Source organism: Sulfitobacter sp. SK011 (genome assembly GCF_003352065.1).
Classification (GTDB): Bacteria; Pseudomonadota; Alphaproteobacteria; order Rhodobacterales; family Rhodobacteraceae; genus Sulfitobacter.
Genome location: NZ_CP025803.1, coordinates 2,164,853 through 2,191,404 on the forward strand (window position 1 = coordinate 2,164,853; position 26,552 = coordinate 2,191,404).

Here is a 26,552-nt window from a genome sequence, read left to right on the forward strand (position 1 = left end):
AGGAGTGCGGAAACGGGTTACTGAGCAGGCGCGTGCAAAAGCGTTCTGGTGAGGTGGTTGACTAAGATCAATCGCGCGGGGGCTGATTGTGAAAGGGTTTGTGCAATGTTCATGCGTCTTATGACCTCTGCCCTGATCCAAAGAGCAGTTGACCCCGCCCTCTGAAAGCAGATTTTCATGCGTCTTCCCACCCCACATTTCAGGCTGCCGATCCGCAAGATAGTCACTGTTGCGTTTTGTGCGCTGGCGACGCCTCTGGCCGCGCAGCAGGGGGCGTGGACTGGTGCGGTTTTTGGGGGTGTTCTGACCAGCAATGACTTTGAAGAGGTTTTTCAGCCCAACCAAATCGACTTTGTCGACAGTCAGATCGCAGGGGTGATTCTGGGCTATGAATTGCGTCTGCCCGACGACCGCTGGACGCTGGGGGCCGAGTTGCAGGTGGCAAAGCATTTTGGCATTCAGACCCATACGGAAATAAATGTGCCGGTGGTGCTGCGCTATCATCCACGCAATCCGTGGCCGCGCCCTTTGGAAAGCGTGGCATTTGGTATCGGAGGGTCGCATGCAACTGCGCTGCCACAGGTGGAAATCAACAACGACGGCGCGACCCGGCGCAATTTGATCTATTGGTTGTTCGAAGTCGAATTTGCCACCCCGCAGCCAAGTGACACGGTATTTCTGCGATTGCACCACAGATCGGATGCCTTTGGGCTTCTCGATCCACCGGCGGGATCAAATGGGGTTGTGTTCGGGCTGCGTCGTTCATTTTAGGTGCGCCAGGACCGTTCCACAACTGGGCCGGGCAGCAGCCATGCAAAAGGTCACAGTACCTTTCCCATTCAGTTGTTTGTGTTAAATAGGGTAAAGCAGTGAACCCGAACAAGGTGCCGAACCATGCGTGATCTGAAAATCCCCGAGCAGCGTCACCCCGAAAAAGCGCGCAAGCCTGACAATGCGCAGCCGAAAAAGCCAAGCTGGATCAGGGTCAAGGCACCTGGCGGCAAGGGCTATGCCGATACCGCCAAGATCATGCGCGATCATAAACTGGTCACGGTGTGCGAAGAGGCGGGATGCCCAAACGTTGGCGAATGTTGGTCCCAAGGCCACGCCACGATGATGATCATGGGCGAGGTCTGTACCCGCGCCTGCACGTTCTGCAACATTGCGACCGGCAAGCCACCCGAAGATCTGGATGTATTTGAGCCGGGCCGCGTGGCGGATGCCGTTCAAAAGCTGGGTCTCAATCACGTGGTTATCACATCAGTGGACCGCGACGATGTTGCGGACGGCGGTGCGGAGCATTTTGCCCAGACCATCCGGGCCATCCGCAAACGGTCGCCTGACACTACCATTGAAATTCTGACCCCTGATTTTATCCGCTGTGACCCATCAGTACTTGAGATCGTGGTCGAGGCGCGCCCTGATGTCTTTAATCACAACCTTGAAACAGTCCCGGGGCTGTATCCCGAAGTGCGCCCCGGCGCGCGGTATTTCCATTCATTGCGGCTGTTGCAGCGGGTCAAGGAACTGGACCCCTCGATGTTCACCAAGTCGGGCATCATGGTGGGGCTTGGCGAAGACCGCCAGTCGGTCATTCAAGTCATGGAAGACATGCGCGCCGCTGACATCGATTTTCTGACCATTGGGCAATACCTGCAACCCACGCCAAAGCACCACCGGGTCGATCGGTTTGTACATCCGGATGAATTTGCGGCCTATGAAAAGGCGGCCTATGGCAAAGGGTTCCTGATGGTTTCGGCCACGCCGCTGACGCGCTCAAGCTATCATGCGGGCGATGATTTTGCGCAGTTGCGCGCGGCACGCCAGAAAAAGCTGGGCATTTCCTGACAAGCTGAATTTCGCGATTGCGACCGGTCACTCGACCGCCGGTATCGCCTTGAGGTAAGCTGCAATCGCGGCCCGGTCGCTTTGTGGCAGTTGCGCGAGGTTGCTGACCACTTCGGCCATCTCGCCCCCTGCGCTGTCATACTCAGGTGTAAAGCCAGACGTGAAATATTCGATCAGATCTGCCTCTGACCAATTAAGCTTGGCGGGTGTGATGTTGGGAATTGTGCCTTTGCCCGACGGGTTCGGCGCGCCGGACAACCACGCATCCCGGTTCAGCCCGCCAAGGGCGTTGCGAGGTGTGTGGCATTCGCCGCAATGGGACAGGCCTTCGGCCAGATACCGCCCGCGCGCGACCTCATCAGAAAGATCGCCATCCAGTACAAATTCTTCTGACCCAAACAGCATTTTCCATAGACCCAATCCGCGCCGGATGTTGAACGGAAACGACACATCGTGCGCTTTGGAGGGGATTGCTGAGGCAGGCAGGCTTTGCATGTAAGCAAAGAGGTTGATCACATCCTGTTGGTCAAGATGCGTGTAGGCGGTATAGGGAAACGCCGGATAATAATGGCTGTTGTCGGGCGAAACGCCTTTGGTGACCGCACGCGCAAATTCAGCCAAGGTCCAGGCACCAATCCCGTGATCCATGTCAGGTGAAATATTGGGCGCATAAAACGTACCGAAATCGCTGGGAAAGGGCAGACCACCGGCCAACACCAGTTTTGCGTCCTCTGTGGCACCCGGAACAGCATGGCAGGACACACATCCACCAGCCGCTAACACCAACTTGCCTGCCTCGGGATCAGGGGCCGTTCCCTGACCAAAATTGGGGTCAAGGGCAGCAGGGGCCGTCAGGGCAAAAAAGCCCCCGGCGGCGAGGGCCGCACAGGCCAAACCTGCTGTTAGAAACCTGCGCAAGGCTTAGTTCTTTGGGCCGCGGAATGTATCGTGACATGCCTTGCAAGCCCCGCCGATGGCACCCATGCCTGCTTTTACCGCATCCAGATCGGCGGCATCCATCATGTCGGCGCTGGCCTTTTCCAGTGCTGCAAATTTCTCCGCAAAACCGGCCGCATCCGTCCAGATTTCAGCCTTGGCGCGGGACCCTTCGATGGCACCCTGTTCGGTGCCTGCGATCCATAATGAAGTCCCGTCCAACTTCGCCAGCGCATTCAGGTTTGCCGCTGCTGAAGCCACCAACGCCGCGTCAAATTCAGCGTCCCCCTTGGCAATGTCACCCAACAACCCGGTGTTATAGCTGATCATTTGCATCTGTGCATGGCGGGCGGCGACCGCCTTGTCGCTCGCGGTTGCGGCAAGGCCGGCGGTTGCCACAATGGCAATGCTTAACCCGATGGCAAATGGAAGGCGCGGTAAAGATGTCATATAGTTCTCCTTTGTTGATCCGAACCTAACATAAGGCATTCCCGCAGGAGTAAACATTTCCGTGAGCGTCTGGGCCGTTTTGAAAGGGGCGAAATGATCAGAATTTGCGCGGTATCCGTTCTGCGGTGGCCCAGTCCGGCCACCAGCCCATCCATTCGAGGCCCCAAATCGCAGCCGCCAGTGCGATCACGCCAAACACCAGCTTGACCCGTGTGGGTGACGGGGGATTGCGCGCCCATCGCGACATGCGGAAGAGCCAATTCGGGTTCATACAAACCGCACCTTACCAATAAACGGCAGGTTGCGGTTGCGTTGGGCAAAGTCGATCCCGTAACCCACGACAAATTCGTCGGGGATTTCAAAGCCGGTCCAGTCGGCTTTCATATCGACCTCGCGACGGCTTGGCTTGTCCAGAAGCGCGATGGTTTTAAGGCGGGCAGGTTCGCGCGATTTCAGCAGGTTTGTAACATGATGCAGCGTGTGACCGGTATCGACGATGTCCTCAACCAACAACACGTCACGCCCTTCAATTGCGCCGCGTAAGTCTTTGAGAATGCGCACTTCCCGGCTGCTTTCCATGCCATCACCATAGCTTGACGCCTCAAGGAAATCGACCTCGATCGGCAGGTCCAGCTCGCGCACCAGATCCGCGATGAACACGAATGAACCACGCAACAATCCCACCACAACCAGTTTGTCCGTGCCTTCGAATTCGTCGCGAATGGCGCGGCACAATTCTTCGATTCGGGCGGCAATGGATTTGGCCGAGATCATTTCGTCTATGACATACGCGCGATCTGGCATGGCTTTGCCCTTGAATTTATGCAGTGAAACAGTGAGATAGGGCTAACGCTGTAAGCACCGGAAATCAATGCCTACCCATTCAGAGACCAAGTCGCTGCCTTACACCGCGCAACAGATGTACGATCTGGTTGCGGATGTGGGCAAGTACCCCGAATTCCTGCCATGGACTGCTGCTGCGCGCATCCGGTCCAACGAAGACCGTGGCGATCATCGGGTCATGGACGCCGATCTGGTGATCAGTTTCAAAGTATTTCGCGAACGCTTCACCAGCCGGGTTGTGCTGTGGCCTGAGACAAAGAGAATTCATACTGAATATCTGAACGGGCCGTTCAAGCACATGCTGTCGAATTGGGCGTTTGAAGACACAGATGGTGGATGCAACGTGCATTTCGATGTCGATTTCGAATTTCGCAACGCCATTTTGCAAAAGATCATTGGCGTGGTGTTCAACGAGGCGATGACCCGCGTCGTGCGTGCCTTTGAAAGCCGCGCCGCCGAACTTTATGCCCCAGTTGAGCCATGACGGTTACGGATCAGCTGATTAAATTTGCCGCTGTGACCCCGCCACAAGACGCGCTGACGATGATGCGGCTGTCACTATTTGACTGGGCGGTATGTGGTATTGCAGGTGCGCGCGCACCGGACTTTGATGAATTTGTGGCAGCACAACTGGCGCGCGGGCAGGGGCCGGCGACGGTGATTGGTGGCGGCACAGCACCTGCTGCCACGGCGGCGTTGATCAATGGGACGCTATCCCATGCGCTTGATTATGATGACACGCATTTTGCCCATATTGGTCATCCGTCGGTCGCCGTGATCCCGGCCGTTCTGGCGCTGGCTGAAGAGGTCGATGCGCCGATGCATGAGGCGGCTGAGGCCGCGACAATCGGTATTGAGGCGTCGATCCTCACCGGTCTCTGGCTGGGCCGTGCGCATTATCAGGTGGGGTATCACCAGACCGCCACCGCCGGGGCATTTGGGGCCACCCTGGCCACCGGGCGCCTGTTGGGTCTTGATCCGTCAGAGATGCGGCACGCCCTTGGGCTATGTGCGTCGATGGCATCGGGCCTGAAGGCACAGTTTGGCACCATGGCCAAGCCGCTCAACGCGGGGCTCGCCGCGCGTACCGGGGTTGAGGCGACGCTTTGGGCACATGCGGGCATGACTGCGGCCCATGACGGCATGGCGGGCCCACTGGGGTTTGCCGCAACGCACCAGGGTCAAAACGAAGATATCCGTCCGGGCAAGGGCGATTGGCACATCACCACAATCAGCCATAAATTTCACGCCTGTTGTCATGGCCTGCACGCCATGCTTGAGGCATTGGGCGACCTGCGGCTGACCTCAGAAAACGTGTCCGGAATTCATATTCGCACCCATCCGCGCTGGATGTCGGTTTGCAATATCGCCGAACCAACCACCGGACTTGCCGCCAAATTCAGCTATGCCCAGACCGCCGCGATGAAACTTGCGGGCCATGATACCGGTGCGATCGCCAGCTTTTGCGATGCGATCTGTGTCGATGATGAAGTGCGCGCACTGCGCGAAAAAGTCAAAGTGTCCCAAGACGACCGTTTGACTGAAACCCAGGCGGAAATCACGGTGACCGAAAGCACCGGCGCATTGCGGCGGTTGCGGCATGATTTGATGACACCGATGAGCTTGGCAGAACGGGCCGAGAAATTGGGTGCAAAAGGGGTTGCCTTGTTGGGCGATGCCCGCGCCGATGATCTGTGGCAGATCGCGCAGGGCGAAAACCTGCGCGATCTCACCGATCAACTGCTCATGTCATAGGCCCGTTCGCCGTGCACGCTGAGGTCGAGGCCGTTGGTTTCAATCTCAAGATCCACGCGCATCGGAATGATGGCCCGGCAGATCACGATCAGGCCCAGCGTGACCACCGTCGTAAACGCGCCCACGATCACCAGCGACCCAAGTTGAGCGGCCCATGTGCCAGCACCCAGCACCGCGATCATGATTGTGCCGAATATTCCGCCAACACCGTGCACCGCAAAAACATCCAGCGTGTCGTCAATCTTGAACCGGTTGCGGATCAGCACAACCGCTTCCTGACACAAGATACCTGCCACAGCACCGATCAAAAGCGCGGCCCAAGGCCCGACAAACCCGGAGGCAGGTGTGATTGAGGCAAGCCCGGCGATGGTGCCCGTCACGATGCCGACGAGTGAGGCTTTGCCAAACTTGATCCGTTCCCACAGCGCCCAGGTGAGCGACGCAGTCGCGGCGGAGATATGGGTGACGGTGATTGCCATTGCGGCACCGCCATCAGCGGCCAGTTGCGACCCGCCGTTGAACCCAAACCAGCCGACCCACAACATCGCGGCCCCGATCATTACAAAACCGGGGTTGTGTGGCGGTGTTGTCTGATTCTTGCGCGGTCCAAGGAAAATGGCGATGATCAATGCTGCCAGACCTGCTGTCTCATGCACCACGATGCCGCCCGCGAAATCCCTGACGCCCGTTTCACCAAAAATACCACCATCGGCCAACATGCCGCCGCCCCAGACCCAATGCACGACAGGCGCATAACAAATCAGCATCCACAGGCTTGAGAACAGCAGCATAAAGCCAAAGTTGATCCGTTCGACGTAGGCACCGACAATCAGGGCGGGGGTGATGATCGCGAACGTCATCTGGAACGCAAAGAACAGGATTTCCGGCAGACTGCCGCTTAGGCTGTCCGAAGTCACCCCGTTCAGGCCCGCCTTGGCCAAGCCTCCCCAAAGCCCGCTCTCGCTGGGGCCAAATGCGATTGAATAGCCGACAAAAAACCACAGCACGCTCATCAGACAGGCGATGGCATAACAATGCATGAACACGCTCAACACGTTGCGCGCGCGCACAAGCCCGCCGTAAAACAGGGCCAGCCCCGGGAGCGTCATAAACAAGACAAGGGCAGTGGCGGTCATGATCCATGCGGAATCGGCAGCATTCATTGGTGTCTCTCCGGGCAGTCAAAAGTATGGGAGAAGCTCAAAGCCTGCGCGGACTGCATGGGAAAGGATCAGAGCGCCAATTAATTATGCAAAACTGCAATTGCACAACATTTGGGCGGCTCCGGTGCCGCTCTGCCTAATTTGAGGGCGCTTGTGCAACCGCCTGCGCAAGAAGCGCCAGCGCATGATCGCGGGCCTTGATGCGGACCTGAGCGCGTCCCAAAGCACCAAAATCATGGGTTTCGCTGTGCTGCTTGCTGGCTGTGGCCAAACCGAAACACACGCGGCCTTCGGGTTTGTGATCCGATCCGCCGGGGCCAGCAATCCCGGTGATGGACACCGCGATCTGTGCATCTGATCGGGACAGGGCCCCTTGCGCCATCTCCTGCGCGGTCTCTTCTGATACCGCACCGTGGTCGCGCAATGTTGCGGCTGACACGCCCAGTAAGTCGATCTTGGCGGCGTTGGTGTAGGTGACGAAACCGCGGTCAAACATCGCAGACGATCCCGGCAGATCGGTGAGTGCCGCGGCAAGCATGCCGCCCGTACAGCTTTCTGCGCAGGTGATCATGATACCTTTTTTGATAGCCTCAGCAAGGAGTTGGGCGGGGATGCTCATTCGGTCACGTCCCGTGATAGAGCGCCGCAAGGGCCATCACACCAATCGCGGCAAACACGCCGGCAAACACATCATCCAGCATCACACCCATCGCGTCACCGCGCCGATCCGCCCAGCCCACGATCCATGGCTTCCAGATATCGAACAGCCGGAACAGCGCAAAGGCCGCGATCCAACCGGGCCACATCGCCAGAATGCTGATCTGCATCGACCACGCGGCATAGCTGAGCGGCAAGAGTGCAATCCACTGCCCGACCAATTCATCCACGACAATCTCTGATGGATCATGATCGTCCGACCCTTGGGTCATTTTTGCGGTTGCCCACCACCCAATCAAAAACGCTGCGACCACGCCGAAGATCAACAACGGAAACCCGCCGATGATATGGACAAGCCACGCATAGGGCAGGGCGACCAGTGACCCCCATGTGCCGGGTGCCGGACGGATGTATCCGACGCCCAAAAGCGTTGCAGTCAGCTGGGCAATTTTCATGATTTCACCAATGTTGCTGTGGCCATTGCGGCGATCCCTTCACCGCGCCCGGTAAACCCAAGCCGCTCGGTTGTGGTTGCCTTGACCGACATGCGGGCAATGTCGATGTCGAGGATGTCCGCCATCACTGCGCGCATCGCAGCGCTGTGCGGGCCCACCTTGGGGTGCTCACAAATCAGCGTGCAGTCGACATGGCAAAGCGTAAAACCCATCTCGCGGGCCAACCCGACCGCATGGCGCAGAAACACATCACTTGATGCGCCTTTCCATTGCGGATCAGAGGGCGGGAAATGTTGGCCAATGTCGCCCATCGCCAGCGCCCCGTAAATCGCGTCTGTCACCGTGTGCATCCCGACATCAGCATCAGAATGACCGACAAGCCCCTGATCATATGGGATTTTTACGCCACAGAGCATTACATGATCGCCGGGGCCAAAGGCATGCACGTCAAAGCCGTTGCCAGTGCGAATGTCCATTCTGTTCTCCAATATCCGGGCCGCGCGGGCGAAATCATCTGCGGTGGTGATTTTGATGTTGTCCGCATCGCCCGGGGTCATCGTGACGGTGATCCCAGCGGCGCGCGCAACCTCCACATCATCCAAAGCGGTGCCCGCATAGGTGTCGTGCGCGGCGCGTATTGCGGCCACTTCGAAACCTTGCGGCGTCTGTGCCGCGAAAAGCCCGGCGCGGTCTGTGGTGCCGGTGATGCGGCTATCTGCACCGCGCCAAAGCGCGTCTGTGATCGCCAGTCCCGGTGCCGCCGCAGGGGCGGTGACAAGCGCGTCTAGCACGCCAGAAATGACCTGTGCCGACACGCAGGGCCGTGCGGCATCATGGATCAGCACATGCGTTTCATCTCCCAACGCAGCGAGGCCGTGGCGCACCGATGTGGCACGATCTGCGCCCCCTTCGGCGACAGTGATCCCCTGATCCTCAAACGCAGCGGCATGGGCCATGTCATCAGGATGCAGGACCACCACAATGCGGTCGATCCCCGGATGATTTTGAAAAGCGGCCAATGTGTGATCAATCACCCGCGCGCTGGCCAGCATTTGCCACTGCTTTGGCTTATGCCCGCCCGCACGAGTGCCGCGCCCGGCGGCAACGATCAGCGCTGTTGTTGTCATGGATGAGTGGCCTTTTGCATGATGTCTGTCTAGGCAAAGCAGGGCAGGCACGCAATCACCGCGATATTCTGCCTATAATTTAGGCATACCTCGGCAAGCGACCGCATTTTACCTGCCAATTTCATTGAGCTTGCAGCACCTTGGCGCTAAACCACCCCAATGGCCGCAAGGATTAAGGATTAAGCATGTGATGCCCCCATCGCTGCCTTTCGACTCACCTCACCCGGTATTCCTGGCCCCGATGGCCGGAATCACCGATTTGCCCAACCGAACGCTTGTCGCGTCCTTCGGTGCCGGGTTGGTGGTGTCCGAGATGGTGGCGAGCCATGAACTGCTCTGTCGCCGCCCTGGCACCCGCGAAAAAGCCGAGCTGGGACTGGGTATTGAAGGCACCGCCGTTCAGATCGCCGGGCGCGAGGCAGAACCGATGGCCGAAGCCGCCCGGATGATCGAGGCGCAGGGCGCGCGGATCATCGACATCAACATGGGCTGTCCCGCGAAAAAGGTCACACAAGGGGCGTCCGGATCGGCGCTGATGAAAACGCCGGATCATGCGCTGCGCCTGATCGAAGCGGTTGTGGGGGCCGTCAAGGTGCCGGTGACGCTCAAGACCCGGCTTGGGTGGGATGATGCGATGCTGAACGCGGCCGAGATTGCGGTGCGCGCCGAGGCGGCGGGCATTCGGATGATCACCATTCATGGCCGCACCCGGTGCCAGTTTTACAAAGGTCACGCCAATTGGCGCGCGATCCGCCAGATCAAGGATGCGGTGCAAATCCCCGTCATTGCCAATGGCGATATTGTCGATACGGCAACCGCGCGAACGGCACTTGAACAAGCGGGCGCTGACGGCGTGATGATCGGGCGCGGTGCGCAGGGCAAGCCGTGGCTTTTGGCGCAGATTGCCCACGATATTTACGGCACCCCGGCACCGACGATCCCGTCAGGGGCAGCTTTCACAGACATGGTTGCAGGGCATTATGCGGCCATGCTGTGCTTTTACGGCGAGACATTGGGCCACCGTGTCGCACGCAAACATCTGGGCTGGTACATGGATACCTGCGGCACGCCTGCCGATCTGCGCCGTGCGGTGCTGACCGCAAAAACGGTGGCACAGACGCAAGCCTTGATCGCGCAGGCGATGCAAGGGGATGCAGATATGGTGGCCGCGGCATGAAATCAGACTTGCGCATCTGGGCCTCATTGCCGGTTCCTGCAGTGATCATCGCGCCCGATGACAAGATCATCGACATCAACCCGGCTGCCGAAGGGTTTCTCAATGCGTCAACGAAATCGGTTGTGGGGGTCCCGGTCTGGGATATCATCGCAATTGATGACCCGTTCGAGGTGGCTTTTGCACGGTCACGTGAACAGGGTACACCGCTGTTCGTGAATGACGTGGATGTGGGCTCGGGTCAACGTGCGCCTTTGCAATGCGGGTTGCAGATTGCGCCGCTGGCCGAGGCGCCCGGTCATATGATCATGATGATCACGCCGCGCGAATTGGCCGGGCGCATGACCCAGAATCACACGGTGAAATCCGCCGCAAAATCCGCCATCGGCATGGCCGAAATGCTGGCTCACGAAATCAAGAATCCGCTGGCCGGCATCACCGGTGCGGCGCAGCTTCTGTCAATGAACCTTGCGCCGGATGAGTTGGAGCTGACGGACCTGATCGTTGCCGAAAGCCGCCGTATCGTCAAACTGCTGGAGCAGGTTGAGCAGTTCGGAAATCTGACCGAACCCGTGCGCCAGCCCGTCAACCTGCACGATGTGCTGGACCGCGCACGCCGCTCGGCACTGCTGGGTTTTGGCGCGCAGATGAAGATAATTGAGGATTATGATCCCTCCTTGCCCATGGCTTTGGGCGACAAGGACCAGTTGCTGCAGGTAATTCTGAACCTGCTGAAAAATGCATCAGAAGCGGCGGGCGAGGGCGGGGGCACCATCCGTCTACACAGCTACTTTGAACATTCATTCCGGTTGCGCCGATCTGATGGGTCAGGCCAATCGCTGCCTTTGCAGATCGAAATCATCGACGATGGCCCCGGATTGCCCGAACACATCAAGGGCGATGTGTTTGATCCGTTCGTTTCGGGTCGTGAAAACGGCACCGGCCTTGGGCTGGCTTTGGTCAGCAAGATCATCTCGGAACACGGCGGCTGGATTTCGGTCACGTCGGTGCCTGGCAAAACCGTGTTTCGCATTTCGCTATCCCGCGCCCCTTTAGAATCGGAGAAGACATAATGGATGGTACCGTTCTGGTCGCAGACGACGACCGCACGATTCGCACCGTTTTGACACAAGCGCTGACCCGCGCAGGATGCAAGGTGCATGCCACCTCAAGCCTGACGACCCTGATGCGTTGGGTCGCTGAGGGCAAAGGCGATTGTGTGATCACCGATGTCGCAATGCCCGATGGCAACGGGTTGGAGATGCTACCGAAGATTTCACTGGATCGGCCTGATCTGCCGGTGATTGTTATTTCGGCCCAAAATACGATCATGACGGCGATCAAGGCGGCAGAAGCGGACGCCTTTGATTATCTGCCCAAGCCATTTGATTTACCCGACCTGATGAAACGCACCGCACGGGCGCTGGACCGGGACGGCACGCCAAAGCGTGCGATGCCGACCGGTGATGGTGACGCTCAGGACGAACTGCCGCTGGTGGGGCGCACCCCGGTGATGCAATCGCTCTACCGCGTTGTGGCGCGGGTGATGAATGCGGATCTGCCGGTATTGATCTGGGGGGAAAGTGGTACGGGAAAATCGCTGATCGGCAAGGCGATACACGACTATTCCGACCGCCGCAGCCTGCCGTTTGTCACCGTAACAGCCGGCGATCTGCAAGACTTAGAGGGGCCAGCGCGGGTGCTGGCGCGGGTGCGTGGGGGGACTTTACTGATTGATGAGATCGGCGACATTCCCCAAACCCTTCAGGCGCGTATTGCGCGGATGATGGATGCACCGGGTGAATACAGCCCCCGGTTTCTGGCGACCAGCCAGACCGATATGGCCGCCGCGATGAAAGACGGCACCTTGCGCCGTGATCTTTATTATCGGTTGTCCGGGGCGACGCTGCATGTGCCGAACCTGCGCGACCGGGTTGAAGACATTGACCTGCTTGCCACGCATTTTCTGGAGCGTGCCGAGGGCGGCAATACCGGGGCGCGGCGTCTGTCCGAGGGGGCGATTAAAGTCTTTGCCAACTATCCCTGGCCGGGCAATGTGCGGCAGTTGGAACATGCGATGCGGCAATTGGCGCTGACCAGCCGCGCGCCCCAGATTACCCAGACCGAGGCCGAGCAGGTGTTGGGCGCGCAGCCCGATCAGGAGCCACTGCATGCCCAGGCCAGCACCGAGCGTCTGGGCGCTTCGGTCGAGCGGCATTTGCGGCGCTATTTCGATTTGCACGGCACGTTGTTGCCGCCGCCGGGCCTTTACAGCCGCATTCTGCGCGAAGTTGAGGCTCCTTTGATTGAAATCGCTCTGGCCTCAACCGCTGGAAATCAGGCGAAATGTGCCGATCTGCTTGGCATCAATCGCAATACTTTGCGCAAGAAGATCACCGACCTCGATATAGAGGTGACACGCGGTCGTAAAATGATGTAAAAGGGCCACATAACCGTGGCCATCAGGTATCAACCCTGATCAGGACCACAAAATATGGCGGTAGGTGCGTGCGCGCACCACATCATCGGTGAGGAGAGCGGGTGGCAACCCGGTCACGCAGTTTTACACTGGAACGTCTCGGTCGTTTGCGCCGGATCAAGCGTGTGCGCAATGGCTTCACGTTGGGTCTGGTCGTGCTTGGCCCGGTTCTGGCAATGGCAACCTATCTGATCCTTGGTCCCTTGGGCCAAAGCGCGAATACGCCGGGCTTGCGGCTGATCCTGTTGCTCGATCTCGTTTATGTGCTGCTGATTGCGGCCCTTGTGCTGGCACAGGTCGCCCGTCTGATTGCAGCACGGCGCGCCAAATCCGCAGGATCACGACTGCACCTGCGGCTGACCGGGGTCTTTGCGCTGATGGCGTTGATCCCGACTGTGACGGTCGCGGTGTTTGCGGGGCTTACGGTCAATGTCGGGCTAGAGGGCTGGTTTTCGGACCGCGTCAGCGGTGTGGTCAGCAATTCACTGGACGCCGCGCAAGCCTATGAGGCAGAGCAGCGCGAAGACCTGATCTCGGATGCTGTCGCTCTTGCGCGCAGCATCGACAACGCGCGGCGGCAAGGCATTTCGCTTAGTGACAGTGAACTGCTCGGCGAAGGACAGCGGCAAATCCAGCGCGGGCTGCGCGAGGCCTATCTTATTGATGGCACGGCACAAATCAGGGCGCGCGGCGACCGGTCTTATCTGTTTGATTTTGAGGAACCGACAACCAGCCAGATGGAGGCGGCGGCATCTCAAGAGGTGCTGGTCATCGAAGATTGGCCCAACAATGAGTTCCGCGCGCTTGTTTCGATGGCGTCATTTGTCGACCGGTATCTCTATGTCAGCCGGGACGTGGACGGCGAAATCCTGTCCTTGCTGGACGAGACCAAAGAGACGGTGCGCCTTTACCAGCAGTTGGAATCAGACCGTGGACGGTTGTTGTTTGAATTTGCGCTGGTTTATCTGGCCTTCGCCGTGATCCTCATTCTGGCCGCCGTCTGGTTGGGCCTGTGGTTTGCGGAACGTCTGTCTGGGCCTGTGGGGCGGTTGACCGGGGCCGCACAACAGGTCGGGGCCGGGGATCTGAACGTGCAGGTCCGCGAAGAAGACGGCGATGACGAAATTGCGATGCTGGGCCGGTATTTCAACCAGATGACCAAGCAGCTTAAGGGTCAGCGCGAGACGCTGCTCGACAACACCCGCCAGATTGAACGCCGCCGCCGCCTGTTTGATTCGGTCCTGAGTTCGGTCACTTCCGGGGTTGTGGGGCTCGACCCGGAAGGCTGCGTGACATTCGTCAACCGCTCGGCGATGCGGCTTTTGGATTGGACCGAGGAACAGCAATCGCTGGCACTGACAGTTGCCGTGCCGGAATTTGGTCCGCTCTTTGACACAGTGATCTCAGGCCCCGGCGAGGTGGCACAGGGCGAAGTCAAAGTGTCCCGTCAGGGATCAATGGAAAACCTGCTGGTCCGCATGGCCACGCGGCGCGGGGACGATGGCGGGCTGGAAGGCTACGTTGTGGCATTTGACGACGTGACCGATTTGGTCAGTGCACAGCGAATGGCAGCCTGGGGCGACGTGGCGCGCCGGATCGCCCATGAAATCAAGAACCCCCTGACGCCCATTCAGCTGAGCGCGGAACGCATCCGGCGCAAATTCGGCCCCAAGGTCGGGGAGGATGCGGACGCGCTGGAACAGATGACGGGTGTGATCATCCGCCAGACTGGCGATCTGCGCCGCATCGTTGACGAGTTTTCCAAATTTGCGCGGATGCCTGAACCTGAGACATCCGTTCAGGACATCAAACAATTGGTCCGTGACGCCGTGTTGTTGCAGCAAACCGGACAGCCCGGGGTCAAGATCCGGGCCAATTTGCCGGATGATCCGGTTATGGCGCAGATTGACGGCACAATGATCTCGCAGGCGCTGACAAACCTGATTAAGAACGCAGGCGAAGCCATTGAATCCCTGATCGAAAAAGGTCCGCCAGAGGGGCTGATCCCGCAAATCAACCTGACCCTTACGACAGATGAGACAAGCGCGATATTGACGATTGCCGACAATGGCATCGGCCTGCCTGAAGACCGGGCCGCACTGTTTGAGCCCTACGTCACGACCCGGAGCGAAGGCACAGGTCTGGGCCTGCCGATCGTCAAGAAGATCATCGAGGAACACGGCGGCACGCTTGTCCTCGACAATGCGCCCGTTTTTGACGGGCAAAACCATTTTGGGGCCATGGCGGTGATCACGCTGCCTTTGCTCCCCCATGTAACGACTGAGTAGAGTGGAGAAAACCGATGAGTGACATTCTGATTGTAGACGATGAACGCGACATTCGCGAACTGATCTCGGATATTCTGGAGGATGAGGGGTACAACACCCGGCTGGCCGGCAACTCTGATGACGCGATGGCCGCGATCAATCTGGAACCACCATCGCTGATGGTGCTCGATATCTGGCTGAAAGACAGCCGCATGGACGGCATTGATATCCTCAAGGCGGTCAAGCGGGATAACCCGGATGTGCCGGTGGTGATCATCTCTGGTCACGGCAATATCGAAATTGCTGTCGCCGCGATCAAACAGGGGGCGTATGATTTCATCGAAAAGCCCTTTAATATCGATCAGCTGTTGGTGGTCATCCGCCGCGCCATGGAAACCTCGCGGCTGCGGCGCGAGAACCAGAGCCTCAAACGCCGCGATGTGACCAGTTCAGAAATGATCGGTGCCTCGGCTGCGTTCCGGGCGTTGATTGGCCAGCTCGACAAAGTTACAAAATCCAACGGCCGGGTGATGCTGACCGGACCTGCCGGGTCAGGCAAGGAAGTCGCCGCGCGCTATATTCACGCACAATCGGCCCGCGCCTCGGCCCCGTTTGTCACGGTCAATTGTGCCGGTGTGGAGCCGGACCGCATGGAAGAGGTGCTGTTTGGCCGCGAAAATGCAGAGCGCGGTGTGGAACCGGGTTTGCTTGAGCAGGCGCATGGCGGCGTTATCTATTTTGATGAAGTGGCGGATATGCCGCTTGGCACCCAGTCAAAAATCCTGCGGGTGTTGGTGGATCAGCAATTCACCCGTGTTGGCGGCAACGACAAGGTGCGCGTCGATCTGCGCGTTGTGTCGAGCACAAACAAGGACCTCGACGCCGCCATCAAGGCTGAAACCTTTCGCCAGGAATTGTTTCACCGCCTGAACGTCGTGCCCATTGCCGTCCCGGCGCTTGAGGAACGGCGTGAAGACATTCCGCTTTTGGCGGAACACTTCATTGCGGAAATGCACAAATCGCAAGGTTTGCCACAGCGTGAATTGAGCGAGGATGCGATTGCGCTGCTGCAGACAATGATCTGGCCAGGCAACGTGCGTCAGCTCAAGAACCTTGTGGAACGGGTGTTGATCCTGGGCGATGGCACCGGCCCGATTGAGGCCCGCGAATTGCCGGGCGAGGATGATCACAGCGAAGAAGATGGCCGTGTCGTGTTGTCGGGTGCCTTGGCAACCTTGCCGCTCCGCGAGGCGCGCGAGGCTTTCGAACGCGAGTATCTGCTGACCCAGATCAACCGGTTTGGCGGCAACATCAGCCGCACGGCAAACTTTGTCGGCATGGAGCGCTCAGCCCTGCACCGCAAGCTCAAGTCACTGGGCGTGGTGACATCTGCCAAATCCGGCGTGCGGGTGGCTCATGTGGATGTGGATGAGGACGAGGGCGTCGAGTAGGGGCCCGATCCCCAATCGATTGAGATGATCTCTTCGGCGCAATGCCTGACCACTGACCGCTTAGCCCGCGCCGAGGTCGCCCAGAACATCGACACCCTGCATCTTTAGAAAATGCAGCATGTCAATAAATACCCAGTTTTCCGCCAGCTTATCACCTGCGCGGCGGTAAATATCGACAACGCGCATGTCGGCACGGGTGTCAGTGCCCGCAATACCCATGAACCCGCCGGCATTTGTCAGCGTCAGGTTTGGCCAGCCAAAGAACCCGCCATAGCTGCCTTCAGCCATCCGGCAGAGGTGGCCGTTGAAGACCCGGTCATTGATGTGGCGGCGAAACGGGCCTTGGTGCTGTTCGATGTAGCGGTCAATCGTATAAGTGGCCCCGATGCCTTCGGGCCCCCACCACAGCATGTCTTCGGTCCAGTTTTCAGACAATTCTTCATGCGGCGTGCGTTCTGTCGGGTTCTCATTGGCGGCTGAGATGGCCCCGATCATCCGGTCAATCAATGCGAGGGTCTTTTTGCCTTCGGGCGCATCGCAAGCATCCAACAACCGCCCATCATGGGTGCGCGGGCCGGGCTGCACCAAATGCGCTGCTGTTTGATTTGGAAACCTGTTCGCGCCCGCCTGTGTCATCAGGTGCAACAGATCACAAAACATCGCCGTCTCAACGATGCGGCCGTTCTCAACGCGGTTAAATTCTGCATAGCGCAGCATCGCGATCTTGCGGCTGGCGGGAATGTTCAGGAATGGCGCATCAAAAAGCCCCATCAAATGCCCCATCGACACAGTCCATGTGGAATTGAACCCATCAATTTCATTTAATCCGGCAAAGAATATGTCCTCTCGGCGTTGCAGGCTGGTGAAACTGCGCAAAAGCGGGGACCAAAATGCCTCGGCGGCCCCATTGGGACCGGTCTGTGTTTCAAACGGATGCACCCCGCGCCAGATGCAAGTCTCAGCGCAGCGTTCTGCCAGAATGTGCGCGATTGTTTCTGGGGTGGCTTTTTCCAGCGCGGCATAATGCGCCTGAACCAATACTTTGGCATCTTGTAGCTGGGACATGTCACAGATCTTTTTTGGGTGATTCACCTGCCAACACTAGTTTCATGCACACGTGTGCACCAGCAAATACTGGTGGCGTCCCCGCGAAACCTAACCGCGGGTCACAATCTGAAAAGAACCATCAGAATTGCGGATCACACAGGAATTGCGATTGAGGTTCGGCAGCGTGGTTGTTGCCCGTGCAGGCGTGGCGCGTGCAATGCTGTCAGGGCAGGGTGGAATGCTCACCGGGGCATAGCCTTTGTCAGCCATACATTGCGCTTCAACACGCTTGCGCAGGCCGTCGTTGGGGTCAAAGGTTACAAGTTCACCGGGAATATAACGGCCTGGCCTTGTGACACATGTGCCCGCCGCATTGCAGACCCGGGATCCCGGAATATAGCGCGGCGGCGTGCGGCGCACCTGGGTTGACGATGGCACCTCGCGCAGGGCCCGTGTCTGACAGGCGGTTGTCTGTCTCTCAAGCGCGTTCACCGAAACGCCGGGTTTGTAATAGGTGTTAAGCGGCGCGCATCCAACAAGGAACAAGACACCCGCAAGACCCATCAAATGATAATGTTTCATGGCATCATTCTGCACCAAATCAGCGCGGAGCACAATTCTATTGCCCCTTGCCTTGACCTGCGTCTTGGCTTCTAACCGATCCCAATTGTACTGTGGGTGCTCGACCCGGCACGCGGTAGGGACGACATGCGACAACGGCAAAAGGTGCAGTCATGAAAGTGATCATATGCGGCGCGGGACAGGTCGGTTGGCAGATCGCACGCCATCTCAGCGGTGAGAAGAACGATGTCACCGTTGTGGACAACAACGCCGATCTGGTGCGCCGTGCAACCGATACGCTGGACGTGCAGGGCATCGCAGGTTTTGCGAGCTATCCTGACGTGCTTGACCGGGCGGGCGCGCGGGATGCGGATATGATCATCGCCGCGACCCATTCCGACGAGGTCAACATGGTGACCTGTCAGGTCGCCCATTCGGTCTTTGGAATCAACCGCAAGATCGCGCGCCTGCGCAGCCAATCCTATCTCGATGCAATCTACTCTGATCTTTACCGCCGCGATCACATGCCGATCGACGTGGTGATCAGCCCGGAAAAAGAAGTTGCGGCGGCGGCCCTGCAACGATTGGCCGCCCCCGCGGCCTTCGACACCGAAGTGTTCATGGATGGCAAAGCGCATTTGCTGGGCATCACGATCAGCGGCGATTGCCCGGTGATCAACACGCCCCTGCGCCAGCTGACAGATCTGTTTTCAACCCTGCGCGCGGTGGTGGTTGGCGTGCGCAGGGACGGGTCGCTTTTTGCCCCTGAACCCAAGGACCAGCTTTTTGCCGGCGACGATTGTTATGTCTTTTCCCACAAAGACGACATCCCCCGCACAATGGAGATTTTTGGCAAGAAGACCACCAAACAGGAACGCGTGGTACTGGTCGGTGGCGGCAATGTCGGCCTGACTGTGGCGCAGCATCTTGAGGCGGGACCAACCCGAATGCGGACCAAGGTGATTGAGAAAAACCGCGCCTGTGCCGAACGTGCCGCCGAAGCGTTGGAACGCACCATCGTGCTGAATGGTGATGGTCTGGATGCCGCGCTATTGGCAGAGGCGGGGATCGCGCGCGCTGATGCAATGCTGGCCATAACGGATGACGACAAAACCAACATGCTGGCGTGCGTGCGCGCCAAGGCCGAAGGCTGCCCGTATGTGATTGCGCTGATCAACGACCCGACGTTGGTTCCGCTGATGACGCCGCTTGGCATTGACGCCTATATCAACCCCCGTGCCACCACGGTCAGTTCCATCTTGCGCCACATCCGTCATGGCCGGGTCCGCGCCGTCTATTCCATCGGTGATGCCGAGGCGGAGGTGATTGAGGCCGAAGTTCTGTCAACCTCACCGATTGCGGGCAAACAGGTGTCAGAGATTGATTTTCCAGAAGGCGTCCTGATCGGGATGCTGCGCAAGGGCGACAAGGTGATGCGCCCTGTCGGATCAACCCGGATTGATGAAGGCGATGTTATCGCGCTTTTTGCATTGGCTGAGGATGTGCCGAAGGTTGAACAATTGATGCAAGTTTCCATCGACTTCTTTTAACCGCAAGAGGGACACTGTTTCGCTGTGAGCCGCCAAAGCTTTATCCGCGCCACGACGCTGCAACTGCCGCTGTTTTTGCAGCTGTTCGGCCTTGCATCGGTGTCGATGATCGTGCCTGCGGTTTACAGTCTGGTTGTGCGTGATCTTGAAGCGTCACGGGCGTTTTTCTATACCGGGTTGCTTGGGGTGATTGCGTTCACCATGATTGCCATTGCCCATGCGGGACGCACTCCCCGGCATGGTGCGTTGGGGCCGCTTATGTCGCTTTTTGCGGCCTTTGTGTTTCTGCCGATCCTCTTTGCCATTCCCTTTGTCGAGGCGCTGCCAACAACTCTGTTTCTGCATGCGTATTTCGAGATGGTGAGCGCCATTACCACGACCGGTGCCACCATGTTTCGCGATCCAGACCGGCTGACGGATACGTTGCATTTGTGGCGCGCACAGGTTGGCTGGATGGGGGGCTTGTTGATGTGGGTCGCGGCCTCGGCGATTTTGGCACCGCTACACCTTGGCGGGTTCGAGGTGACGTCGCAGGCTGAACCGGGCAGGCGCGACCAGACTGACAGCAACCGCATGGCCCCTATGAACCCCAGACACCGTTTGGCCCGCAGCGTGCAGGCATTGGCACCCATCTATGTGGCGCTCACGCTGGTGCTGTGGCTTTTGCTGCTGGCCAATGGCGAACGGCCGCTGGTGGCCCTGTGTCACGCCATGTCGGTTCTGGCGACATCAGGCATTTCGCCGATTGGCGGGGTGCAAACGTCAGATGTCGGCGTTGCGGGCGAGGCGGTGATGCTGTTGTTTATGCTCTTTGCCTTGTCGCGCCTGACCTTTTCCAAAGACACAGTGACCGCGACCCAGGGCGGGCTGATGACCGATCCCGAGTTCCGGATTGGACTTTTCATTGTCATCGGGGTGCCGCTAGTCCTTTTTGGGCGGCATTTTCTGGGGGCCTATGATGTTGAATCCATGGATAATCTGGGGCAGGCGGCCTATGCATTCTGGGGCGCTGTATTTACGGTTATGTCGTTTCTCACGACCACCGGTTTTGTCTCTGAACATTGGAGCGAGGCCCAAAGCTGGTCCGGCCTTGCCACGCCGGGGCTGATCCTGATGGGACTGGCGCTGATCGGTGGCGGTGTGGCCACCACGGCAGGCGGGGTAAAATTGCTGCGCGTCTTTGCGCTGTATCAGAATGGCTCGCGCGAGATGGAGCGGCTTGTCCATCCCAGTTCGGTCAGCGGTGCGGGCGCGTCGGGGCGACGATTGCAAAGCAATGGGGCGTTTATTGCCTGGATATTCTTCATGCTGTTCGCGATCTCTCTTGCGGCCATCACCTTGCTGTTGACTTTGGCGGGCACAGATTTCGAGCAGGCACTGGTTTTATCGGTGTCCAGCCTCGCAACCACCGGGCCATTGACCGAATATGCGGCGGATGCACCCATAAAACTGATCGAACTCAGTCTCACGGCAAAAGCCGTTTTATGTGGCGCGATGGTGCTGGGACGCCTTGAAACACTGGCGATTATTGCGCTTTTGACACCCGACTTGTGGCGCGCCTGACACGCATTGGCGTCAATCTGCACATGGTGCGGGATATTTGGGCTGGAAACTCGCTGCAACGCACGACATACTCAATCCAATGGGGGTCTCCGGTCCGCGGATGCCAGCAAGAACAAAAGCGAGTTTGAACTATGGCGTCTGACAGACAGAACCTTCAGGATGCATTCCTGAACCACGTGCGCAAGACCAAGGTTCCGGTCACAATTTTTCTGATCAACGGTGTAAAACTGCAAGGTGTCATCACATGGTTTGACAACTTCTGCGTGTTGTTGCGCCGCGATGGTCAGTCACAACTGGTTTATAAGCACGCCATTTCGACGATCATGCCAAGCCAGCCGATCTCGCTTTACGAGGGCGAAGACGCGAATTGAGCCGTCCACCGTTTCAGATTGACGACACGGATGGCCCGCGCGTCACCCGTGCTTGGGTTCTGCATCCAGAGATAAAATCAGACAATGACCGCCGCGCCCCGGTGCCGGCACTGGCCGAAGCCGTGGCATTGGCCAAGGCGCTGCCGCAACTTGAAGTGGTCGGTGCCGACGTTGTGCCGCTGCGCACGGTGAGTGCCGGGATGCTGTTTGGCTCTGGCAAGGTCAAGGAACTGCACGACACGTTGGAAGAGGCCGAGATCGAACTGGTGTTGGTTGATGGCCATGTCAGCCCGGTGCAGCAGCGCAATCTGGAAAAAGCCTGGGGCGTCAAACTGCTTGATCGTACTGGGTTGATCTTGGAAATTTTCAGTGACCGCGCAGCGACCCGCGAAGGGGTGTTGCAGGTCGAAATGGCCGCCCTCAACTATCAGCGCACGCGACTGGTGCGGGCATGGACCCACCTTGAACGCCAGCGCGGCGGATTGGGGTTTGTCGGTGGTCCGGGCGAAACCCAGATTGAATCAGACAGACGCGCCATCGACGAACAATTGGTGCGCTTGCGCCGCCAGTTGGACAAGGTGGTGAAAACCCGCGCATTGCACCGCGCTGCGCGTGCCAAAGTGCCCTATCCGATTGTGGCTCTTGTGGGCTATACAAACGCCGGGAAATCGACGCTGTTCAATCGCTTAACCGGCGCGGACGTCATGGCGAAAGACATGCTCTTTGCCACGCTGGACCCCACGATGCGGTCGCTGGTGCTGCCTGACGGGCCAGAGATTATTCTCAGTGACACAGTTGGATTTATCAGCGATCTGCCGCCCGAACTGGTTGCGGCGTTTCGCGCCACTCTGGAAGAGGTGCTGGCCGCTGATATCGTCTGTCATGTGCGTGATATTTCCCATGCCGAGACCGAAGAACAGGCGCAGGATGTGCGCGACATTCTGGCATCATTGGGCGTTCCCGCCGAAACCCGGACTTTCGAGGTGTGGAACAAACTGGATCTCTTGCCGGCTGAGGCCGCCGAAGCGGTGCGCGCCCGCGCTGAGCGGGACGAAAACGTGCTGGCAATCTCAGCGATCAGCGGCGAAGGACTTGATACGCTGCAAAAGGTGATTGCGAAGGCGTTGCAGGGTGCTGTGCGCGAGGCGGAACTCACCCTGAGCTTTGCCGATGGCAAAAAGCGTGCATGGCTCTTTGCGCAAGAGGTTGTTGAGGATGAACGCCAGACAGATGAGGGTTTTGATCTGACTGTGCGCTGGTCCGCTGCTCAGGAAGCTCAGTTTCAAAGACTGTAGGTTGATGCCTTTCCCAAATTTTTTCACGAAATGGGTCGGATTCCCCAAGCACCGCCCCATATCGTTTGCCAGACATGAAATTGCCGGGGTTCCAAATGACGTACATCATCTTATACATCGCAACATTCGCGATCTTTCTGGGTCTCGATTATCTCGGCCTGAGCTATCTCATCAAGCCGACCTTTGAAAAAGATATTGGCGGGTTGTTGCTTGACCAGTTCCGCGTTCTGCCTGCATTTGTGTTCTATGCATTCTACATCGCGGTGCTGTTGTGGTTTGTGTCGCTGCCCGCGCTGGACGGGGACAAGAGCCTCATGTGGGTCTTGGGCAATGCAGCACTGATCGGCGCGATGGCCTATGGGACCTATGAGTTTACCAATCTGGCGACGCTTAAGGACTGGACCTGGGCCATGGTGGCAACTGATTTCACCTGGGGGATTTGCCTGACGGCGGTGTCGGCCACGGGTGGTGTGTGGATCGCGCGGGCCGTGACCTGAGCCTCAAGCACCTGTTTCAGACGACCAGCGCCACGCGCCGGGGCGCAGATCATTCAGGTGCCAATCGCCGATCTGGCTGCGGATCAACCGCAGGGTGGGCAGCCCGACATGCGCGGTCATGCGGCGCACCTGCCTGTTGCGCCCCTCGCGAATGGTAATCTGCAACCAGGCATCTGGCACGGACTTGCGAAACCTGACTGGTGGATCGCGGTCCCAAAGCCCGGCCGGCGGATCAATTTGAGTGACCACTGCCGGGGCTGTCTTGCCGTCTTTGAGCACCACGCCCCTGCGCAGATCATCCAATGCTGCGGCATCTGGCGTCCCTTCGACCTGAACCAGATAGGTTTTGGGGCGCTTGTATTTGGGGTGGGCGATGCGGGCCTGCAGCGCGCCATTATCCGTCAGCACCAGCAATCCCTCGCTGTCTTTGTCGAGCCGTCCTGCGGGATAGAACCCCGGTTCCTCAATATAAGCCGACAAGGTGGGCCGCGCTGTGCCAGCTGTGCCCTTGTCAGTGAACTGCGACAGCACACCGTAAGGTTTGTTGAATAGGATAACCCGGTTCATTATTGCGCAGGCGTGAGCACAGTCACGCCAACCGCCGCCGCCCGCGCAAGCCCTTCGTCCAGCGACATGGGGATGTATTCCCCGCGCCGCCACAGCTGGGCCATGTCGTCATAGTGACGCGACAGAAAATGCCCCGACTGCCCGGTGGAGGTGACAAAGACCGACGAATCCGGATCGGCAAAATCATAAACCCCGCGATAGCCCGCACCGTGCACGTTCTGGAAAGGATCAGGGTCAGTGCCCTTGGTCCGCCCGCGCTGCAGGGTGTGGTCGCCGCCTGATGTCGATTGCAGGATGTTCACAAAATACCGCAGCACCGGCACCTCACCCAGCACAGCGTGATTGTGTGTTGCCTGATGCGCGTCCCCCCAGCGCAGGGATTCAAGTTGTGATCCCCATGTCTCATTGATCCACAAAAGTGCATCATCCAACGCCAGACGCGCCATGTCCGAGCAGGTCTCCACCGGGGCTGATTGCAGCACGTCACACCAGACCGCAGCACCGTCAACGTCACGATAGACCCGCTCGATAAACAATGGCTCAACATGGTCAAACTCATCCGCAAGCGGCCCCAGTTCGTCCTGGATCAGCCGGTCCTGCAAGGCCCGTATCCATGCGGCATAGATCAAAGGTTCCGGCAGGTGTTCGTTCATTTCGCCCGACCATCCGGCCAGCAAAGACAGGGCGCGCTGGCGTTGCCGTTCGGCAGTGCCGTCCGCCGCGGCCTCTCCGGTGAACCACAACTCGGCACCGATCAGCGGCAGCAGCGACCGTGCGGTAAAACTCACCGTATCAAGTTGCGCTTCGATAAAACTGTCTCGGGTGTGAACCTGCCGGTTCTGCATCAACCGTTGCCAGCGCTGCACCCGCTGGGTGTCGCCCCACAGGTAAGACACATGGTTGGGGAACGGTCGGTCCACGGTTTTGTTGTTGGTATTGCCAAGAATACCACCCGAGGGTGCGACAAATTCGGGGTTGGCGGTGAACGGCATGATGCCGTCCCAGCGGTTTGATGCGATCCAACCGGGCGAGGGCATGCGTCCCTTGCTTTGATGACCGGCATCCCGGCGCGGCAAGGCACCGATGGTTTTCATGGCGATGCGATCGCGGTCCGCCAGCATCAGGTTCTGCGCCGGGGCCACATAGCCCGCCGAAGCGGCGATGCCATCCTCGATGGTTTTTGCCTCCATCAGGGCCATGGCGGCGGACAGCGACGTGTCGTTCTCGCTAAGCACAGTCCAGTTGACGGATGTGACATGGCCGGGCGGCGTGATGGAGGATAGATTGTAATGACTGCCGGGCAACACCGGGCCATTATCGGTCCAGCGCAGGGTCACGGTCACCGGATCGGCGTCTTTTACGGTGATAATGGACGACCGGGTCACAAACTTTTTGAACCCGTCTGGTGTGCGGTATTCCTCTGGGTTGTACGGGTTGATCTCTTCGATATAGACATCTTGATCGTCGACATTGGCGGAAGTCAGACCCCAGCCCAAATCGGCACTGCGCCCGGTCAAGACCACCGGCATCCCCGGAATGGTCGCCCCAATCACCCCGCCAGAGGAAAGCTCAAGCCGCGCCAGATACCAGATCGACGGTGCCGTGAAGCCAAGATGCGGGTCATTGGCCAGAAGTGTCCCGCCAGACGCCGACCGCGACGGTGCCGCCGCCCAGGCATTTGACGCCCCGGAAAACGCCAGATGTTTGAACGGCGAGAGTGGATGCGCATCAAGCGGGATGTTGTCGGCAAAGCGTTTGACCCCCGGTGCAAGGGCGGCATATTCCGGTAATGCGGCAACCCCCGTTCCCGGGGCATCGGGCAGGATATCGACCAGACGCTTTTGATCCGGCAACGCCAGCGAGGTCCGCGCCCGGATCACTTCGGCCTCCAGATGGCCGGAGAGCTGCAATCCCATGAGTTTCACAATTGCGACGGAATCCGCAGGGCTCCACGGGGCCATTGGCGCGTTGAACAACCACATTTCAGGGGCACCGCGACCCAGTGCTTCGGAATTGATCTGATCCAGACGCGCGTTGACACCGGTGGCATAGGCCTCAAGTGCGGCGCGGGTCTTCGGATCCAACGCCTCAACCGACCTCACGGCAGCCCTGTAGATATCAAAGCGGCGCAACAATTGGTCGGTGTTCAATGTGGCAGTGCCAAAGACTTCGCTCAGACGCCCTTGGGCGGTGCGCCGCAGCATGATCATTTGCCACATGCGGTCCTGTGCATGGGCAAAGCCAAGGCCATAGTACACGTCCCGATCAACCGCGCCGAAAATATGCGGCACATTGGCATTGTCGCGCACGATTTCCACAGGCGCAGTCAGCCCATAAACCGCAACCTCGTCATTGTAATCGGGCAGGGACCGCGAGGCGAGCCAATAGACCAGCCCCGTGACCACAACTGTCAGCACAATCAGCAAGGCCGCTAGACGCACAAGCCAACGAAAGATCAGGGCCATGGATTGCTCCGGGTAAATGCAGGGCGCCGAT

The 26,552-nt window shown here is 58.7% G+C and carries 26 protein-coding genes; 14 read left to right on the forward strand and 12 right to left on the reverse strand.

From position 1 onward, the window contains the following. Window positions 1–177 precede the first annotated feature (177 nt). Both C1J02_RS10660 and lipA read left to right on the forward strand, forming a co-directional pair. Window positions 178–771, forward strand: a complete 594-nt coding sequence (locus tag C1J02_RS10660; RefSeq protein WP_114878563.1) for a hypothetical protein — start codon at window positions 178–180, stop codon at window positions 769–771. 123 nt (window positions 772–894) lie between these two features. Further along, window positions 895–1,848, forward strand: a complete 954-nt coding sequence (lipA, locus tag C1J02_RS10665; RefSeq protein ID WP_114878564.1) for a lipoyl synthase — start codon at window positions 895–897, stop codon at window positions 1,846–1,848. A gap of 27 nt (window positions 1,849–1,875) precedes the next feature. On the opposite strand, the gene C1J02_RS10670 is transcribed toward lipA, so the two are convergent. From C1J02_RS10670 to hpt, 4 genes are all read right to left on the reverse strand, one after another. Then, the gene (locus C1J02_RS10670; protein WP_114878565.1) at window positions 1,876–2,766 is read right to left on the reverse strand and encodes a cytochrome c; all 891 of its coding nucleotides are present in this window, start codon (window positions 2,764–2,766) and stop codon (window positions 1,876–1,878) included. A 3-nt stretch (window positions 2,767–2,769) separates the two neighbouring features. Further along, window positions 2,770–3,234, reverse strand: a complete 465-nt coding sequence (locus C1J02_RS10675) for a cytochrome c (protein WP_162798303.1) — start codon at window positions 3,232–3,234, stop codon at window positions 2,770–2,772. Between the two features lie 97 nt (window positions 3,235–3,331). Next, window positions 3,332–3,505 (reverse strand): hypothetical protein, encoded by a 174-nt coding sequence (locus C1J02_RS21065; protein ID WP_205389796.1) that lies wholly within the window; start codon window positions 3,503–3,505, stop codon window positions 3,332–3,334. Then, window positions 3,502–4,038, reverse strand: a complete 537-nt coding sequence (gene hpt / locus C1J02_RS10680; protein ID WP_114878567.1) for a hypoxanthine phosphoribosyltransferase — start codon at window positions 4,036–4,038, stop codon at window positions 3,502–3,504. The genes C1J02_RS21065 and hpt overlap by 4 nt, the downstream gene beginning before the upstream one ends. Before the next feature lie 67 nt (window positions 4,039–4,105). Between hpt and C1J02_RS10685 the strand changes: the two genes are divergently transcribed. Further along, the gene (locus tag C1J02_RS10685) at window positions 4,106–4,561 is read left to right on the forward strand and encodes a type II toxin-antitoxin system RatA family toxin (protein WP_114878568.1); all 456 of its coding nucleotides are present in this window, start codon (window positions 4,106–4,108) and stop codon (window positions 4,559–4,561) included. Further along, window positions 4,558–5,832 carry an MmgE/PrpD family protein gene (locus C1J02_RS10690; protein WP_114878569.1) on the forward strand — a complete coding sequence of 425 codons (1,275 nt, stop codon included), beginning with the start codon at window positions 4,558–4,560 and terminating at the stop codon, window positions 5,830–5,832. Before C1J02_RS10685 ends, C1J02_RS10690 begins: the two co-directional genes overlap by 4 nt. Here the strand turns inward: C1J02_RS10690 and C1J02_RS10695 are convergent. The 4 genes from C1J02_RS10695 to C1J02_RS10710 all read right to left on the reverse strand — a co-directional run bounded on the left by C1J02_RS10695 (window position 5,814) and on the right by C1J02_RS10710 (window position 9,234). Next, window positions 5,814–6,995 (reverse strand): ammonium transporter, encoded by a 1,182-nt coding sequence (locus C1J02_RS10695; RefSeq protein WP_114878570.1) that lies wholly within the window; start codon window positions 6,993–6,995, stop codon window positions 5,814–5,816. The genes C1J02_RS10690 and C1J02_RS10695 overlap by 19 nt on opposite strands. A 136-nt stretch (window positions 6,996–7,131) precedes the next feature. Further along, window positions 7,132–7,614 carry a CinA family protein gene (locus C1J02_RS10700; RefSeq protein WP_114878571.1) on the reverse strand — a complete coding sequence of 161 codons (483 nt, stop codon included), beginning with the start codon at window positions 7,612–7,614 and terminating at the stop codon, window positions 7,132–7,134. Between the two features lie 4 nt (window positions 7,615–7,618). Further along, the gene (locus C1J02_RS10705) at window positions 7,619–8,107 is read right to left on the reverse strand and encodes a phosphatidylglycerophosphatase A (protein WP_114878572.1); all 489 of its coding nucleotides are present in this window, start codon (window positions 8,105–8,107) and stop codon (window positions 7,619–7,621) included. Beyond that, window positions 8,104–9,234 (reverse strand): bifunctional 2-C-methyl-D-erythritol 4-phosphate cytidylyltransferase/2-C-methyl-D-erythritol 2,4-cyclodiphosphate synthase, encoded by a 1,131-nt coding sequence (locus C1J02_RS10710; RefSeq protein WP_114878573.1) that lies wholly within the window; start codon window positions 9,232–9,234, stop codon window positions 8,104–8,106. Before C1J02_RS10710 ends, C1J02_RS10705 begins: the two co-directional genes overlap by 4 nt. A gap of 190 nt (window positions 9,235–9,424) precedes the next feature. Between C1J02_RS10710 and dusB the strand changes: the two genes are divergently transcribed. The 5 genes from dusB (at window position 9,425) to C1J02_RS10735 (ending at window position 16,605) form a co-directional block, all read left to right on the forward strand. Continuing rightward, a complete protein-coding gene (dusB, locus tag C1J02_RS10715) occupies window positions 9,425–10,411 on the forward strand; it encodes a tRNA dihydrouridine synthase DusB (protein ID WP_114878574.1) in 987 nt (328 codons plus the stop codon). Further along, window positions 10,408–11,481, forward strand: a complete 1,074-nt coding sequence (locus tag C1J02_RS10720; RefSeq protein WP_114878575.1) for a nitrogen regulation protein NR(II) — start codon at window positions 10,408–10,410, stop codon at window positions 11,479–11,481. Before dusB ends, C1J02_RS10720 begins: the two co-directional genes overlap by 4 nt. Further along, window positions 11,481–12,848, forward strand: coding sequence for a response regulator (locus C1J02_RS10725; protein ID WP_114878576.1), 1,368 nt, complete (start codon window positions 11,481–11,483; stop codon window positions 12,846–12,848). Before C1J02_RS10720 ends, C1J02_RS10725 begins: the two co-directional genes overlap by 1 nt. A gap of 101 nt (window positions 12,849–12,949) precedes the next feature. Next, on the forward strand, window positions 12,950–15,175 hold the full coding sequence (locus C1J02_RS10730) for a PAS domain-containing sensor histidine kinase (protein WP_114878577.1): 2,226 nt from the start codon (window positions 12,950–12,952) through the stop codon (window positions 15,173–15,175). A gap of 14 nt (window positions 15,176–15,189) precedes the next feature. Next, window positions 15,190–16,605, forward strand: a complete 1,416-nt coding sequence (locus C1J02_RS10735) for a sigma-54 dependent transcriptional regulator (protein WP_114878578.1) — start codon at window positions 15,190–15,192, stop codon at window positions 16,603–16,605. Window positions 16,606–16,665: 60 nt separating this feature from the next. Here C1J02_RS10735 and C1J02_RS10740 read toward each other — a convergent pair whose 3' ends face one another. Beyond that, the gene (locus C1J02_RS10740; RefSeq protein ID WP_114880509.1) at window positions 16,666–17,670 is read right to left on the reverse strand and encodes a nuclear transport factor 2 family protein; all 1,005 of its coding nucleotides are present in this window, start codon (window positions 17,668–17,670) and stop codon (window positions 16,666–16,668) included. A 90-nt stretch (window positions 17,671–17,760) separates the two neighbouring features. Beyond that, the gene (locus C1J02_RS10745) at window positions 17,761–18,234 is read right to left on the reverse strand and encodes a hypothetical protein (RefSeq protein WP_114878579.1); all 474 of its coding nucleotides are present in this window, start codon (window positions 18,232–18,234) and stop codon (window positions 17,761–17,763) included. Window positions 18,235–18,386: 152 nt separating this feature from the next. On the opposite strand from C1J02_RS10745, the gene trkA reads away from it, so the two are divergent. From trkA to C1J02_RS10770, 5 genes are all read left to right on the forward strand, one after another. After that, window positions 18,387–19,763, forward strand: a complete 1,377-nt coding sequence (gene trkA / locus C1J02_RS10750) for a Trk system potassium transporter TrkA (protein WP_114878580.1) — start codon at window positions 18,387–18,389, stop codon at window positions 19,761–19,763. A gap of 24 nt (window positions 19,764–19,787) precedes the next feature. Beyond that, complete coding sequence (locus tag C1J02_RS10755) at window positions 19,788–21,326, forward strand: TrkH family potassium uptake protein (RefSeq protein ID WP_114878581.1); 1,539 nt, start codon at window positions 19,788–19,790, stop codon at window positions 21,324–21,326. Window positions 21,327–21,457: 131 nt separating this feature from the next. Continuing rightward, entirely contained in the window at window positions 21,458–21,697 is a 240-nt protein-coding gene (hfq, locus tag C1J02_RS10760; RefSeq protein WP_093915014.1) for an RNA chaperone Hfq, read from the forward strand. Next, window positions 21,694–22,992, forward strand: a complete 1,299-nt coding sequence (gene hflX / locus C1J02_RS10765) for a GTPase HflX (protein ID WP_114878582.1) — start codon at window positions 21,694–21,696, stop codon at window positions 22,990–22,992. The genes hfq and hflX overlap by 4 nt, the downstream gene beginning before the upstream one ends. Window positions 22,993–23,087: 95 nt before the next feature. Then, window positions 23,088–23,489 carry a DUF2177 family protein gene (locus tag C1J02_RS10770; RefSeq protein WP_114880510.1) on the forward strand — a complete coding sequence of 134 codons (402 nt, stop codon included), beginning with the start codon at window positions 23,088–23,090 and terminating at the stop codon, window positions 23,487–23,489. Window positions 23,490–23,492: 3 nt separating this feature from the next. Here C1J02_RS10770 and C1J02_RS10775 read toward each other — a convergent pair whose 3' ends face one another. Both C1J02_RS10775 and C1J02_RS10780 read right to left on the reverse strand, forming a co-directional pair. After that, the gene (locus C1J02_RS10775) at window positions 23,493–24,056 is read right to left on the reverse strand and encodes a pseudouridine synthase (RefSeq protein ID WP_114878583.1); all 564 of its coding nucleotides are present in this window, start codon (window positions 24,054–24,056) and stop codon (window positions 23,493–23,495) included. Then, window positions 24,056–26,521, reverse strand: a complete 2,466-nt coding sequence (locus C1J02_RS10780; RefSeq protein ID WP_114880511.1) for a penicillin acylase family protein — start codon at window positions 26,519–26,521, stop codon at window positions 24,056–24,058. The genes C1J02_RS10775 and C1J02_RS10780 overlap by 1 nt, the downstream gene beginning before the upstream one ends. Window positions 26,522–26,552 lie beyond the last annotated feature (31 nt).